Source organism: Rheinheimera texasensis, from assembly GCF_964031785.1.
GTDB lineage: Bacteria > Pseudomonadota > Gammaproteobacteria > Enterobacterales > Alteromonadaceae > Pararheinheimera > Pararheinheimera texasensis_A.
Genome location: NZ_CAXIRE010000021.1, coordinates 451,091 through 465,802 on the forward strand (window position 1 = coordinate 451,091; position 14,712 = coordinate 465,802).

12 protein-coding genes are annotated in these 14,712 nt (G+C 53.8%); 10 read left to right on the plus strand and 2 right to left on the minus strand.

The genetic code is table 11. The features are described from left to right. Positions 1–7: 7 nt before the first annotated feature. The gene (locus ABNT34_RS13570; RefSeq protein WP_348732494.1) at positions 8–784 is read left to right on the plus strand and encodes a LysR family transcriptional regulator; all 777 of its coding nucleotides are present in this window, start codon (positions 8–10) and stop codon (positions 782–784) included. A gap of 396 nt (positions 785–1,180) precedes the next feature. Here ABNT34_RS13570 and fadJ read toward each other — a convergent pair whose 3' ends face one another. Both fadJ and fadI read right to left on the minus strand, forming a co-directional pair. Continuing rightward, positions 1,181–3,307, minus strand: coding sequence for a fatty acid oxidation complex subunit alpha FadJ (fadJ, locus tag ABNT34_RS13575; RefSeq protein WP_348732496.1), 2,127 nt, complete (start codon positions 3,305–3,307; stop codon positions 1,181–1,183). After that, positions 3,307–4,617 (minus strand): acetyl-CoA C-acyltransferase FadI, encoded by a 1,311-nt coding sequence (gene fadI, locus ABNT34_RS13580; RefSeq protein ID WP_348732498.1) that lies wholly within the window; start codon positions 4,615–4,617, stop codon positions 3,307–3,309. Before fadI ends, fadJ begins: the two co-directional genes overlap by 1 nt. Before the next feature lie 209 nt (positions 4,618–4,826). On the opposite strand from fadI, the gene ABNT34_RS13585 reads away from it, so the two are divergent. From ABNT34_RS13585 to putP, 9 genes are all read left to right on the plus strand, one after another. Beyond that, positions 4,827–5,783, plus strand: coding sequence for a MoxR family ATPase (locus ABNT34_RS13585; protein ID WP_348732500.1), 957 nt, complete (start codon positions 4,827–4,829; stop codon positions 5,781–5,783). Further along, positions 5,783–6,775, plus strand: a complete 993-nt coding sequence (locus tag ABNT34_RS13590) for a DUF58 domain-containing protein (protein WP_348732502.1) — start codon at positions 5,783–5,785, stop codon at positions 6,773–6,775. The genes ABNT34_RS13585 and ABNT34_RS13590 overlap by 1 nt, the downstream gene beginning before the upstream one ends. Beyond that, the gene (locus ABNT34_RS13595; protein WP_348732504.1) at positions 6,768–7,247 is read left to right on the plus strand and encodes a DUF4381 domain-containing protein; all 480 of its coding nucleotides are present in this window, start codon (positions 6,768–6,770) and stop codon (positions 7,245–7,247) included. Before ABNT34_RS13590 ends, ABNT34_RS13595 begins: the two co-directional genes overlap by 8 nt. Further along, the gene (locus tag ABNT34_RS13600; protein WP_348732506.1) at positions 7,240–8,214 is read left to right on the plus strand and encodes a VWA domain-containing protein; all 975 of its coding nucleotides are present in this window, start codon (positions 7,240–7,242) and stop codon (positions 8,212–8,214) included. The genes ABNT34_RS13595 and ABNT34_RS13600 overlap by 8 nt, the downstream gene beginning before the upstream one ends. Continuing rightward, positions 8,204–10,066 carry a VWA domain-containing protein gene (locus ABNT34_RS13605; protein ID WP_348732508.1) on the plus strand — a complete coding sequence of 621 codons (1,863 nt, stop codon included), beginning with the start codon at positions 8,204–8,206 and terminating at the stop codon, positions 10,064–10,066. The genes ABNT34_RS13600 and ABNT34_RS13605 overlap by 11 nt, the downstream gene beginning before the upstream one ends. Beyond that, positions 10,060–11,706: a BatD family protein gene (locus ABNT34_RS13610; RefSeq protein WP_348732510.1), complete on the plus strand. Its 1,647-nt coding sequence runs from the start codon at positions 10,060–10,062 to the stop codon at positions 11,704–11,706. The genes ABNT34_RS13605 and ABNT34_RS13610 overlap by 7 nt, the downstream gene beginning before the upstream one ends. Before the next feature lie 75 nt (positions 11,707–11,781). Next, positions 11,782–12,291: a sigma-70 family RNA polymerase sigma factor gene (locus tag ABNT34_RS13615; RefSeq protein ID WP_348732512.1), complete on the plus strand. Its 510-nt coding sequence runs from the start codon at positions 11,782–11,784 to the stop codon at positions 12,289–12,291. Beyond that, on the plus strand, positions 12,284–12,994 hold the full coding sequence (locus tag ABNT34_RS13620) for a DUF3379 family protein (protein ID WP_348732514.1): 711 nt from the start codon (positions 12,284–12,286) through the stop codon (positions 12,992–12,994). The genes ABNT34_RS13615 and ABNT34_RS13620 overlap by 8 nt, the downstream gene beginning before the upstream one ends. Positions 12,995–13,150: 156 nt before the next feature. Then, positions 13,151–14,641: a sodium/proline symporter PutP gene (putP, locus tag ABNT34_RS13625; RefSeq protein ID WP_348732516.1), complete on the plus strand. Its 1,491-nt coding sequence runs from the start codon at positions 13,151–13,153 to the stop codon at positions 14,639–14,641. Positions 14,642–14,712 lie beyond the last annotated feature (71 nt).

Sequence of the window (14,712 nt, forward strand, 5' to 3'; positions counted from 1 at the left end):
TCAATCTTTGGACACTGAACTACTGAAAACCTTTCTGGAAGTGCAGAAAACCCGTCATTTTGGCAAAGCCGCTGAACATCTTTATCTGACCCAGTCAGCGGTCAGTTTTCGCATTCGCCAATTGGAACAAAGCCTTGGTGTTGCTTTGTTCAGCCGCCACCGGAACAACATTCAGCTGACCGAAGCCGGTGAACTGCTGCTACCCCACGCCCAGGCTGTGATCAGCGCGCTGCAGGCTGCTAAGACGCAATTACAGCAGCAAAGTAGCCTGGCGCAACGTCTGACTGTAGCGGTCGAACCAGGGCTGCAGTTCCTGGCCGCTGAGTTACTGGAAATGTTAGTGGTGAATGTAGAGACTGCGGTGCATTTGCAGGTCAGCGACGCAGCAGTCGCATTGAACCGGCACGCCGATGTGATTTTAACATGCAGTACCGACAAACCAGCGGAGCCTGGTTATCTGCCGCAGTTGTGGCGCACTTTAACTTTGGTTGCAGTTGGGCCGATCGGCAACCCCGCGCAAGCGGAAGGAAGACTGGACTGGGCTGGGAAGTTGCCACAATTGTCCAAAGCGCCGCTGGCCTTTTGCTGCAGTGACCCGAGGTTATTACGGCAATGGCTGTTACGCAGCAATGGCACTGCTTTTTTGCCGACGACCTTTAGTCAGGAATTATGTCAGTCGGGCTTGTATCAGCTGTTGGCTTTGCCAGAGCAACAAGTGCCGGTACAACTGTGGATTGCTGAGAATGCGCCCGTACAATGGCAGCCGCCGGAAAAAACGAAATAACCCACAGGCAGCTACTGGACACTCAACAAGAACTCAGGGGCGGAACCGCACCGAATTGTGCCCACAGAGCTTTCGAAAAACCATACGACGATGATTTAAAAACAGTGGTACTGACACAGGCCCGGTGAATAGCGCCAGTACAACCCAGGGCCAGCCGCGTAATCCGGCTTGTTTGGCCTGAAGAAAACACCACACACTGACCAGTGGATGAAAGAGTAACCACAACACAACTCTGCTCCGTCATGTAAAAGACGCCGGATTATATCGAATAAATGGCCAGGAGCAATTTTAAACACCACGAAGTGCTGACTCAAAACGCGAGCATCATGGCGAAGGTGCGCATAAAAAAACCGCTGCGCGCTGCGGTTTTTTCACAAAAAGCTGAACAAAATGGCCTTAGTAAAAGGTTTTTTCCTGCTCTGCCATCGACAATAACAGTGGTGCCGGCGCAAAACGCGCGCCAAATTGCGCTTCAAAGCGGCGTAAATCTGCTACCAGATTGCCGGCGCCCAAACTGTCGATATAACGGAACGGACCACCGAGGAACGGCGGGAAGCCGATACCAAAAATTGCGCCGATATCGCCGTCACGCGCCGAGGCAATAATGCCCTCTTCGAGGCAACGCACCGCTTCGTTCAGCATCTGCACCATACAACGTTTGCTGATTTGCTCGCTGCTCAGACGACCGTTGGCTTGCACGCCCAGCAGGCCGTAAACGCTGCTGTCGACTTCTTTGCGGCCTTTTTTGGCGTTTTTGCCGTAGAGGTAAAAACCTTTTTCGACTTTTTTGCCTTTGCGGCCATCGGCGATCAACTTGTCAAAAGCAGCCGGCGCCTGGAAACGATCCCCAAGTTCCTTTTGCAGAATTGGCGAGATTTTAGCGCCAACGTCGATACCCACTTCATCCAAAAGCGTAATAGGGCCAACCGGAAAACCAAAGCGGGTCAGTGCTTTATCCAGTTTCTCCACTGACTCGCCTTCAAGCAGCAGATTCGCCGCTTCGTTCATATACAGCGCTAAAATCCGGTTCACATAAAAACCGGCACCGTCTTTGACCACAATCGGCGTTTTGCCTTGTTTGCGGGCAAAAGCCACAGTGGTCGCGATGGTTTCAGCCGAAGTTTTTTCATGCGCAATCACTTCCACCAGCGGCATTTTGTCGACCGGCGAGAAATAATGCAGGCCGATAACATTTTCCGGCCGCGCTGCTTTGGCCGCGATCTGCCCAATTGGCAGCGAACTGGTATTGGAGGCAAACACAGTTTGTTCGCTGCAGTGCTGTTCGATATCCGCCACCATTAGCTGTTTCAGCGCCAAATCTTCAAACACAGCTTCGACTACTAAATCCACATCGTGGAAACCGGAATAGTCCGTGGTGCCGGTCAATAACGACATTTGCTTTTGCAGCTCGGTTTTGCTGATAAAACGTTTTTTGTACTTTTTATTCAGCAGGCTGAAGCTATATTTCAGCGCATTGCCGATACCGGTCTGGTTGATGTCTTTGATGCGCACCGGCACGCCGGCTTTGCCTGCAGTGACGTTCGCGATACCGCCGCCCATCAGGCCACCGCCCAGCACTGCCGCTTTTTTCACTTTGCGTGGTTTGGCATCGCCGGCACCACTTTCTTTTTTCATCTGTGTAGTGGCGAAAAACAGATTGCGCAGGTTCGCCGACACCGGCGTCATGCAGAGCTCGCCAAAATGTCTGGCCTCGACTTCCAGGCCTTTTTGCATGCCGCCAAACACACCCGTTTTAATTGCATCAATGATTTTCAGCGGCGCCGGATAATGGCCTTGGGTTTTCGCCAGTGTTTGTTTTTGCGCCTGACTGAACAAAATGCCACGGCCAATGGACGTAAACTCCAGCAGCTGACCAACTAATGGCAATTTGACCGGTTTCGAGCGATCCGGCTTACCAGCCAACGCCATTTTCACGGCAGCTTCCAATAAGATACTACGCGGCACCACCACATCGACTAACCCGGCTTTTTTTGCCTGCACTGCACGTAATTGCTTACCGGTTAGCATCATGTCCAGCGCCTTTTGCAGCCCAACCAGTTTAGGCAAACGCTGCGTGCCGCCACTGCCAGGCAGCAGTCCGAGCTGCACTTCGGGTAAACCTAATACTGTTTTATTGTCGTCAGTGGCGACACGGCCATGACAGGCCATCGCCAGCTCAAGCCCGCCACCTAAACAAGGGCCATGGATCGCAGCGATTACAGGGATATGCAGTTTTTCCAGCTCGTTAAACATCTGCTGGCCCATGCTGGCGATGGCGGTGGCTTCGGCGGCAGTTTTACATTTATCCAGCATGCTGATGTCGGCACCGGCGATAAAGGAATCCGGCTTGCCGCTGATAATCACCACACCTTTGATACTTTTATTGCTGCGGACCTGTTCCAGTACCGCGTTAATTTCATCAGCAAATTCAGCTTTGAGCACATTCATGCTTTCGCCGGCGATATCCATGGTAATAACCGCAACACCATCATCGCGTTGGCTTAAAGTAAAAGTCGGCTGCATTATTCAGTCTCCACAATCATCGCGGCGCCAAGACCACCGGCCGCGCAGGCCGTAGTCAGGCCCACACCGCCGCCGCGGCGTTTTAATTCGTGTAACGTTTGAGTAATTAAACGGGTGCCGGTGGCGGCAAATGGATGGCCATACGCCAGAGAGCCGCCGTTGACGTTAAACTTCGCCATATCGATGTCACCAATGGCTTCAGTGCGGCCCAATTTCTCCTCGGCGAATTTTTTCGAGCCAAACATTTTCATGTTGGCCAGCGCCTGTGCAGCAAAAGCTTCGTGCATTTCGATTAAAGTCAGATCAGAGAGCTTCATGCCGGCGCGGTCCAGTGCCAGTGGCGTCGCGTACGACGGCCCCATCAGCATATCTTCCCACACATCAATAGCGGCAAAAGCGTAGCTGCGCACATAGCCGAGAATTTCATAGCCCAGCGCCTTAGCGCGGCTTTCTGTCATCATCAGCACGGCAGAAGCACCGTCGGTCAGCGGCGTTGACGTGGCTGCAGTGACAGTACCGTAGGTTCGGTCAAATACTGGTTTTAACTTGCTGTAGGATTCGAGTTTAGAATCAAGCCGGATGTTATTGTCGATATCAAGGAATTTGTTGTACGGCTCGACATGCGCGGCCATCACTTCTTCTTTCATCAGGCCATTTTGCCAGGCTTGCGCGGCCAGTGAATGCGAGCGGTGCGCCATGGCGTCCTGATCGGCACGGCTGATGCCGTGGCTCTTGGCCATTTGCTCCGCGGTATCACCCATCGACAAACCGGTGGTGTACTCAGCGACTGCCGGCGGTACCGGTAATAAATCTTTCAGGCCTAAACGGCGGAAAATCGCCAGTTTCTGGCCAAAAGTTTTGGCTTTATTGACATCAACCAACGCGCGGGCCAGCGCTTTACTAACGCCAATCGGTAATACCGAACTGGAATCGGCGCCGCCGGCGATAGCGATTTCGGTGATGCCGGCCATCATACTTTCAGTGACGCTGACGACAGACTGAAAGCTGGTTGCACAGGCGCGGGTCACGCTGAATGCGTCGGTGTGCACGTTCATGCCGGTGCCCAACACAATTTCGCGGGCGATGTTTGGTGCTTCCGGCATCTGCACAACTTGACCGTAAACAACCTGATCAATTAACTTGGGGTCCAGTTCACTGCGGATCAGCAGTTCGTTCACGACCAGTTTGCCTAACTCCAGCGCCGAAACCCCGTGGAATTCGGTGGCCTGCTTGGCAAATGGCGTACGTAAGCCGCGGACGATAGCGATACGATCGCCCTGCCGGGTCCTGAGTTGAATTGGGTTGGCCATATAAGTCCTCTGTTGCTGCTCGTTACAGGTCTGACCTGTGTTTTTCCCGATTGTAGCGAGAGTCAGACGAAATTAAAACAGTTGTTTTAATCAGCGCCGCCCATATATCCGCGAAGCTGGTCTTAGCCTAGCCGCATTTCATCGGATACGCCTGTGAAATCCCCCGTGATTTCATATAAATAACGCTGTTTAACCAGAGCCAGAGAGTATTGTTTGTGAACGCATTTAACCGGTTAAAATCCTATCTCGACAGCCAGGTGGTGGGCCAACCCGCCCTGACCGAAGGTATTCTGCTGGCGCTGTTGGCCAATGGCCATTTGCTGGTCGAAGGCCCGCCAGGCCTCGCCAAAACCCGTGCTGTCAATGCTTTGGCCCATGGTGTCGAAGGCAGTTTCCACCGTATTCAGTTTACGCCGGATTTATTACCGGCCGACTTAACCGGCACCGACATCTACCGGCCAGAAACCGGCAAATTTGAATTCCAGAGCGGCCCGCTGTTTCACCACATTATTCTGGCCGATGAAATCAACCGCGCACCGGCTAAAGTACAATCAGCCCTGCTCGAAGCCATGGCGGAAAAACAGATCACCGTCGGCCGCCACAGCTATAAATTACCTGAACTGTTTCTGGTGATGGCGACACAAAACCCGCTGGAACAAGAAGGCACTTACCCGCTGCCAGAAGCCCAGCTCGACCGTTTTCTGCTGCATTTAAAAGTCGATTATCCGAACGCAGCAACCGAATTGCAGATCCTGCGGTTAACCCGGGGTGAAGCCTTATCGCAACACAGCGAAACCCCACCCCGCATGACGCAGGCGGATATCTTTGCCGCCCGGCAGAGTATTCTGCAGCTGCATATCGCCGAAAGCCTGGAGCAATACATTGTGCAACTGGTGATGGCGACGCGACATGCCGGTAATTACGGTGCTGAGCTTGGTCGTTATATCGCTTACGGTGCCAGTCCACGTGCCACTATTGCACTTGAGCGCTGTGCCCGTGCCAAAGCCTGGCTCAGCGGCCGCGATTTTGTTACGCCGGACGATGTGCAGGCAGTGTTTCACAATGTGCTGCGCCACCGGCTGATTTTAAGTTACGAAGCCGAAGCCGAAGGCGTCAGTACCGATCAGGTGCTGACGGAGCTGTTAAAACGCGTGCCGGTCGCCTGATGTCCACCATACAAAGCCCACAAACCGTCGCGGCTCAGCTCAAAGCGCTGGGCACCGATGGTGTCCATCTGGATTTGCCGCAACTGCTGCAATACCAGCATCATACCTATTTGCTTGATTTGGCACCGAAGCAGGTGATCCAAAGCAAACTGGCGGGCAGTTATCTGGCTCGCAGTAAAGGCCGTGGCATGGAGTTTGACGAAGTACGCCACTATCAACCGGGCGACGATGTGCGCACCATCGACTGGCGCGTGACTGCCCGTACCGGCAAAGTCCACACCAAGTTATTTCGCGAAGAAAAAGAGCGACCGGTGTTTGTGCTGACGGATTTAAGCCCGGGCATGCATTTTGGCTCTGTGCTGTTGACCAAAGCAGTGCAGGCGGCACATCTTGCCGCACTGGTCGGCTGGCATGCGAAAAACCGCGGCGACAAATTCGGTGGCATTTTGTTAAACGGCACGCAGATCCGCGAGTTAAAACCGGCCAGTCGCAGCGTGGCGGTGTTGCGTTATTTGCAGCAATTGCTGGAGCTTGCTGTGCCGGCAACAGCGCCGGCAGAATCCTCGTTAAGCCTGGCCGACGCTGTGGGGCAGCTACGCCGGCTGGTGCGGCCAGGCAGTCTGATTTATATCATTTCCGATTTTTTTGCTCTGGACGCCAATGTGCTGCGCCATTTGCAATCGATGCGGCAGCACAATGAGATCCGGCTCTGCCAAATCCTCGACCCGCTGGAACAACAATTGCCGCTGCAGGTGCAAGGACAGATTTCGGTGCAGAGCCCACAGACGGTGCTACAGCTCGATTTAACCCCACAAGCGATTAAGCAGCAATATCAGCAGCAACAACAACAGCTGCTGCAACAACAACAGACGTTCTGGCGCAGCCTCGGCTTACGCCATGTGCAGCTCAGCACAGCGCTGTCGCTGCGTCAGCAATTAAGCAGCACTGATACGCTATCGGGTGTTATGGCGCAGGGAGCCGCTCATGGCTGAGACACCGTCACTGACCGACAATTTAAAGGCCGCACTGGCCGATATTCAGCAGCCGCCGCTGCCGGATGAATTTTATCTGGCGCCCGGCTATCTGCTGTTTGCTGTGCTGGTGTTCGCGCTTTTGAGCTGGTTTGGCTGGCGTCTGCTCCAACAGCGCCGGCGCAACAGCGCACGCCGCCTTGCGTTGCAACTGCTTGAACAAATCAATCTGCAGCAAAAAGATGCTGCCAATCAGATTTTGCTGTTATTAAAACAATATCTGCAGACAAAAAAAGCCGGCCATCCGGCGCTTGCGATGCAAAGCGGGCAATTTGTCGCGTTTTTGCAGCAAAGCGCGATGCTGACAACGCCCCCGCCGGAGCTCGACAACTTGTTGTATGGCCCGGTACCTGATCCTGCGGCAGTTTCAGCCTGGCATTTGTTTGCCAGAGAATGGCTCATCAAACATAAGGAACTTTCACTTTATGTTTGAATTTGCCCTGCCCTGGATATTTTTGCTGGCGCCGCTGCCGTGGCTATTGCGTCGTCGCAACCCACAAAGCGGCAATCCGCTGTATTTTCCGCCGCTGGCGAAGCTGGCTGCGCAGCAAGCGCAACACCAGCCAAGGGCACAATGGCGGCGCCCGGCCTTGTTGCCGTTATTATTCTGGCTTTGTCTGCTGGCCGCAGCTGCAGAGCCGCGCTGGCTTGGTGAACCCGTCACTTTGCCTCAGCAGGGCCGCGACATGATGCTGGCGGTGGATTTGTCCGGCTCGATGAACATCAACGACATGGTGATTGAAGGCCAGTCCTATAACCGGCTGGACGCGGTCAAACATGTCCTCGGACAATTTATCGCCAAGCGTCAGGGTGACCGGCTTGGGCTGGTATTATTTGCCGATGCCGCTTATCAGCAAACACCGCTGACTTTCGACCGCACCACAGTACAAAAAATGCTGGATGATGCAGTGTTAGGCCTGGTCGGTCAGCGCACTGCTATCGGCGAGGCAATTGGCCTCAGTGTGAAGCGTTTTAATACCTACCAGAGCTCCAACAAAGTGTTAATTTTATTAAGCGATGGTGCCAACACCGCCGGCAATATCCAGCCGCGTGAAGCACTGGCACTCGCCAAAGCCGCTGGTGTGAAGATTTATGCTGTTGGGGTCGGTGCCGAGCAAATGGTGCAACAAGGTATTTTTGGGCCGCAACTGGTCAACCCTTCGGCAGATCTGGACGAAAAGCTGTTAACCGAGCTCGCCAGTGAAACCGGTGGCCGTTATTTTCGTGCCCGCAATCTGCAGGAACTCAGCGAAATTTATCAGTTACTGGACCAGCTTGAACCTATTGAGCGCGACCAGCTGAACTACCGGCCACAACAGAGCCTGTTGCACTGGCCGTTGGCAGGCGCCCTGTTCCTGCTTGGTTTGGCGTTATGGCGCCGGAGTCGTTATGCCGTTTGATATTCATTTTTTAAGACCCTATGCGCTGTTGCTGCTGCCACTGGTGCTGCTGTGCTGGCTGCTGCTGCGCCGGTTGCCGCTCACCGATGCCTGGCAACAGATGCTGGCGCCGCATCTGTATCAGCAACTGCTGACAGTACAACAGACGAAAACACCAAGGCACTGGATGTGGCCGCTGTTATTGTTGCTTGGCATTGTGGCCGCAGCAGGTCCAAGCTGGCAAAAACTGCCACAGCCGGCGTTTCAGCTCAAACGTGCGACCGTACTGGTGCTCGATATGTCGATGTCGATGCGCGCGACCGACATCAAACCCAACCGGGTGACGCAGGCACGCTTTAAAGCACTGGATTATGCCAAGGCACAACTTGAAGGTGAAATGGCGTTGCTGACTTTTGCCGGCGACGCTTACGTGATTTCGCCACTAACGCCGGATCACAACAATATCAGCCTGCTACTGCCGGATTTAAAACCGGAGATTATGCCAGTGCAGGGTTCTGATTTTGCCGGCGCGCTGAAACTGGCGGACCAGCTGCTGCAGCAAGCGGGTTATGTCAAAGGCGATATCATCTTTTTCACCGATGGCTTTGACAGTCAGCAATTCACCCAAATCCGCGACCAGCTCAATGGCTTTCGTCATCGGGTGTCAGTGCTGGCTTTTGGCCAGACTGACGGCGCGCCTATCCAGCTGGAAAATGGCGAGCTGCTCAAAGACTCCCGTGGCAGCATTGTGCTGCCGAAAGTCCCGCTGGCCCAATTGCGCGAACTGAGCGCATTAACCGGCGGCGCCTTTGCCCAGAGTAGTTTTGACGACAGCGACATCAGCAAGCTATTGGCGCTGCCGGCTTTAACTTTGAATGAAGAAGCCACGCCTTCAGCCATGCAGGGCGACCAATGGCAGGACGCCGGCATTTACCTGTGTTATCTGTTGCTGGTTCTGGCAGTGCTGGCGTTACGCCAACAGCAACTGCTCGTGCTGCCGTTGCTACTGTTGCTGTGGCCGCAACCAGTTCCGGCGGCAGATGCGCAAAGCCTCGTAGCTCAGACAAATGCGACAACAGCAGAGACTGCTTCAGCAGCCGGCTGGCAGTGGCAGGACTTATGGCAAAGCAGAAATGAACAGGCCCGCGAGGCCTATGCCGCCGGTGATTACGCCGGTGCACAGGCAAAATTCAAAGACCCGTTATGGCAAGGTAATGCCGCCTATCGCGCCGGCGACTACGCTGGCGCAGCCAGCCTGTTCCAACAGGACAAATCTGCTGCCGGATTGTTTAATCTCGGCAACAGTCTGGCGCTGCAACAGCAATATCAGCAGGCATTAGCAGCTTATCAGCAGGCCGCACAGCAACAAGCTGATTTACCGGGCGTGCAGGACAATATCAAACTGATGCAAAAGCTGCTGGAACAGCAACAAGACCAGCAGGAACAACAATCCAAAGATCAGCAGCAGTCGCAGGACCAGCAACAGGACGGTGAACAAAAAGACGGCGAGCAAAAAGACGGTCAGGAGCAACAAGACCAACAAAGTCAGCAGCAGTCGCAGGACCAGCAGCAAAACGAACAAAATAAACAAGATAGCGCCGAGTCTGATCCGACACAGCAGCAACAAACTCAGCAGCAGAAACAACAACTGCAGCAGACTGAGGCCGAACAGCAAAGCGAAAAACCGGACCAGCAACAACAGGCAATTGAACAAGCATGGCCAAATGCCAGTCCGGAGCAAAGCCAACAACTGGAAAACTTACTGCGAAAAGTTCAGGATGAACCCAGTTTATTATTAAAAAACAAAATGTTGCTGGAATATCAAAAACGGCAGCAACAAGCCATCCCGCGTGGAGTTCAACAAGAATGGTAAAATTGTGTTTTCGCCTGCTGCTGGTTGGCCTTGCTCTGCTCTGGCAGGCTCAGGCCGCCACGCAACTGAAGGCCAGCGTTGATAAGAACCCGGCAATGTATGGTGAAGCCATCGTGCTGCAACTGGTACTTGATGAGAAAGTTGATGCCGGCGTGTTGGACTTTGCCGTGCTGGAAAACGATTTTCGTGTCTCCGGCCCTTCAGTCAGCCAAAGCATGCAAATCATTAACGGCCAATCGAGCCAAAGTACCGCCTGGCAGCTGAGTTTATTTCCGCGCCGTACCGGCAGTTTGACCATCCCGGCTTTTACTGTCGGCAATATCAGCAGTGCGCCCATCAACATCGAAGTGCAGCCGGCGAGCCAAAGCAGCGGCAAAGGCGCAGAACTCTTTCTGGAAAACAGCTTCAGCCATGAAGCAGTGCATGTGCAACAGATGCTGTATTACGAAATTAAAATCTACTTTAAAGGCGAATTGCAACGCGGCAATTTAAGCCAGCCTGAGCTTGCCGGCGCTGAAGTGGAGCAAGTCGGCAAAGATGTCGAAAACAGCGAAATCGTCAACGGCGAGCGTTACCAGACGATCACCCGGCGCTACAGTGTGGTGCCGCAAAAAAGCGGAAATTTGACGCTGAATGCGCCGTTTTTTAACGGCGAAATGATAGACCGCGATAATTCGCGTTATGACTATTTCGCCCGCACCAAAGCGGTGTCTGCAGAAGGCGAACCGCTGACATTAACAGTTAATGCCATTCCCGACGGCCAGCAACATCATTGGTTGCCCTCAGAACTGGTGGCATTGACCGAAGAATGGTCGCCTTCGTCGCAGCAACTGGTGCAGGGCGAACCGGTGACCCGCACTATCACTTTAACGGCACTGGATTTGGCCGACCATCAACTGCCGGACCTGACACTTGGCACAGTGAACGGCGCTAAAATTTATCCGGAACAACCACAAAGCCACAAAGCCGAGCGCAAGGGCCGCATCGTAGCGCAAAAGGTGTTCAGCTACGCCATCATCGCCGACAAAAGCGGCACTCTGACTATGCCGGAAGTCCAGGTGCACTGGTGGAATACCAAAACCAATCAGCCTGACGTTGCCGTTTTACCAGCTGTTATTTTGCAGGTCAGTCCCAATCCGCAACAATCCGACAACAGCGTCAGTGCGGCCCCGGAACAAAGGGTCAGCACAGTAGCAGCAGAGCCGGTCTCCGACTGGTATTTCAGTTACAGCAGTTGGCTGTTGCTGGTGTTGTGGTTAGGTACTGTCGCGATGTGGCTGTTGCAGCAGTGGTATCAGCGCCCACCAACAGTCGAGCTGCCGGTCGCAGATTCTGCGGTGCGCTTTAATCCGAGAAAACTGAAACAAGCCTGCCAGCAAAATGACGGGGTCCAGGCCCGTGAACAGCTGCTGCGCTGGGCTCAGCAGTTGATAGACCCGCAAATCACCACGCTGTCTGACATTCTGCCGCACCTGCCGGACGGGGCGTTAAAGTCACAGATCCAGCAGTTGAGTTATCAGGGCTACCAGGCGGCCGGTAAAACCTGGCAAGGCCATGGCCTGCTGGAAGCCTGGGCGCATTTTCAGCATCAACCAGCTCAGACTCCAGCCGGCCTTGCACCGCTTTATCCGGGCCGGTAATTTATTTTTGCTGGCCTGCACAAAAATCGCAGGCCAGCCGGTCTTTGTGGTGATCTCAGAATTTGCGGAGCGCAAATGAGCCACGCCCAACAACGTTATGAAGCTTTGGTCCGGACTTACACGCCGGACCTGTATCGATATGCTTATTGGTTATGCCGCTCCAAAAGCATCGCCGAAGATCTGGTGCAGGATACCCTGCTACGCGCCTGGAAAAATCTGGCGCAATTGCAGGAAGCGCAGGCCGCTAAGGCCTGGCTGTTGACGATTCTGCGCCACGAGAACGCCAGAAGATTTGAACGGAAGCAGTTTGAATACAGCGACGTCGAACAGGATAGTCTCGAAGATCCCCATCAATCGCCGGAGCACGGTGTTGCTACCGATCGGCTGCACCGGATGATCCTGGAATTACCACAAGACTACCGGGAACCTCTGGTTATGCAGCTGTTACTGGGCATGACCGGCGATGAGATTGCCACAGTACTGCAGCTCAATCTCAACACTGTGAATACCCGGCTTTTTCGCGGCCGCGCCCAGCTACGCGCCAGACTGCAACCTGAAGCGGCAGGAGTCCCATCGCATGGATAATCTTTCGTTACGCCGGGCTTTATACGAAGACCCGCGCAGTGTCAGCGCTGAAGCGTTGCAGGACCAGCCGCAACTACTGCAGCTGCAACAGGAATTACAGCAACTCGATGATAGTTTGCGCCAGCAACTCGCCATTGAGGTGCCATCGCAACTGACCGAGCGGGTGCTGTTAAATCAGCGCATGTTGCCCATGCAAAAGCGCTGGTACCAGCGGCCATTGCCTTACGCCACCGCTGCAGCGCTGCTCGTCACTGTCCTGTACTGGCAGCAGCCGCTGCAACAGAGGCCGACCGACCTTGGGCAACATGCGCTGTCGCATGTCTATCACGAGATGGCGGCGCTGCGTGCAGAAGCATTGTTAAGCCCGGCTGATATTAGTCCGATGTTTAGTCAGCTCGGCATCAGCGCCGATTTCCCGGTACCGGTACGTTATGCCCGTTTCTGTGACTTTGACGGTGTCCGATCGTTACATTTGGTGTTGGACATCAATGGCGAAGCGGTGACTTTGTTTGTGGTGCCAGACTCCGGGCAGCCGGTTCTTGCTGCGCCAGGCCGGATAAAACCTGCGCAGTTCGCCGATGCGCGTTTTTTTGGCGAGGCTGTAACCAGGCACCAACACCAGTTGGTGCTGGTGGCGGAACAACCACAGCTGCTGGCGGCGACTAATGCGATGCTGGAAAAGTCACTTCGTTTTAACATTTAACCGTCACTGGTAGCAGCCAACCGGCAGTTCACAGAAAACTGCTGGTTCTGCGCATCGACTATTGCTAGCATGGCGGCGCCAATAACTGCGGCGCTGCCCTACTCTGCACACACCGCCATGGCAGCATAACAATAATCAACAGGTCGAGGAATTTCAGTGGAAACAGGTACCATCCTTGCGCTTGCGATCTATTTCATCGCAATGCTCGCTATCGGACTTTATGCCTATCGGCAGTCCAGCAGTAACTTGTCCGAATATATGCTGGGCGGACGTAAACTAGGCCCCGGTATCACTGCCTTATCCGCCGGCGCTTCAGATATGAGTGGCTGGTTGTTAATGGGCCTGCCCGGTGCCCTGTACGCGGCCGGGATCTCGCAAATCTGGTTGGCTGTTGGTCTGATTTTGGGAGCCTGGGCGAATTATTTGTTTTTAGCACCACGCTTTCGCCTCTACACCGAAATCGCCAACGACTCTATTACCTTACCAGACTATTTTGAACACAGATTTGCTGACAAAACCCGGGTATTGCGGCTTATTTCTGCTCTGGTCATCGTGGTATTTTTCACACTTTATACCGCTTCAGGCGTCGTAGCCGGCGGCAAATTATTTGAAACTGTGTTCCAGCTGGATTATTTCTACGGCTTGGCCCTGACAGTTTCGGTGGTGATTGCCTACACCCTGCTCGGTGGTTTTCTGGCGGTCAGCATGACGGACTTTGTGCAAGGCATCATCATGTTTTTAGCGTTGGTCATAGTGCCGTTAGTGGCATTAAACGTGGTCGGCGATTTTGACACCACCTTAACTATTGTGGAATCGCTGAATCCAAGCCATCTGGACCTGTTCACCGGTACCAGCGCTTTGGGTATTGTTTCTCTGCTTGCCTGGGGTTTCGGTTATTTTGGTCAGCCACATATCATCGTACGTTTTATGGCTATCCGTTCTGTGAAAGATTTCCCTGTGGCACGCCGCGTTGGCATGTCCTGGATGATCATCTCGTTACTGGGTGCTGTGGCGACTGGTTTTATCGGTATCGCTTACGTGCATCAGACCAAACAGCCGTTACAAGACCCGGAAACTATTTTTATCATGTTGTCACAAGTGCTGTTTCATCCGTTTATCACCGGCTTTTTACTGGCGGCTTTATTGGCTGCCGTGATGAGCACCATTTCCAGTCAGCTGCTGGTAACTTCAAGTGCGCTGACGCAGGATTTCTACAAAACCTTTTTGAATCAGCAAGCTTCTGATAAAACTCAGGTCATGGTTGGCCGGCTATCGGTGTTATTGGTGGCGGTGGTGGCCATTGCTATCGCACTGGACCGCAGTAGCTCAATTCTGGATTTGGTCGGTAATGCCTGGGCCGGATTTGGTGCAGCCTTTGGCCCGGTGATCCTCATCAGTCTGTACTGGCGCCGCATGACCACGGCAGGTGCTTTGGCTGGTATGGTCGTCGGTGCCGGCACCGTGCTGTTCTGGGTGTTCAGCCCGCTGCAAATTGAGGGGCAACAGCTCAATCAATATTTGTACGCCATGGTACCTGGTGTGTTCTTCGCCGCCATCGCTGTTGTGGTGGTCAGCCTGCTGACCAAAGCGCCGGATCCGGTCGTCAACAAGCACTTCAACGAGCTGGAAAAGCAGCTGGCAAGTTAACTCCCATAGTGCTCAGCCCCTCTGGCTGAGCACTTTCTCTCCGACAAAAAGCCACAAATTTTATTAGCCAG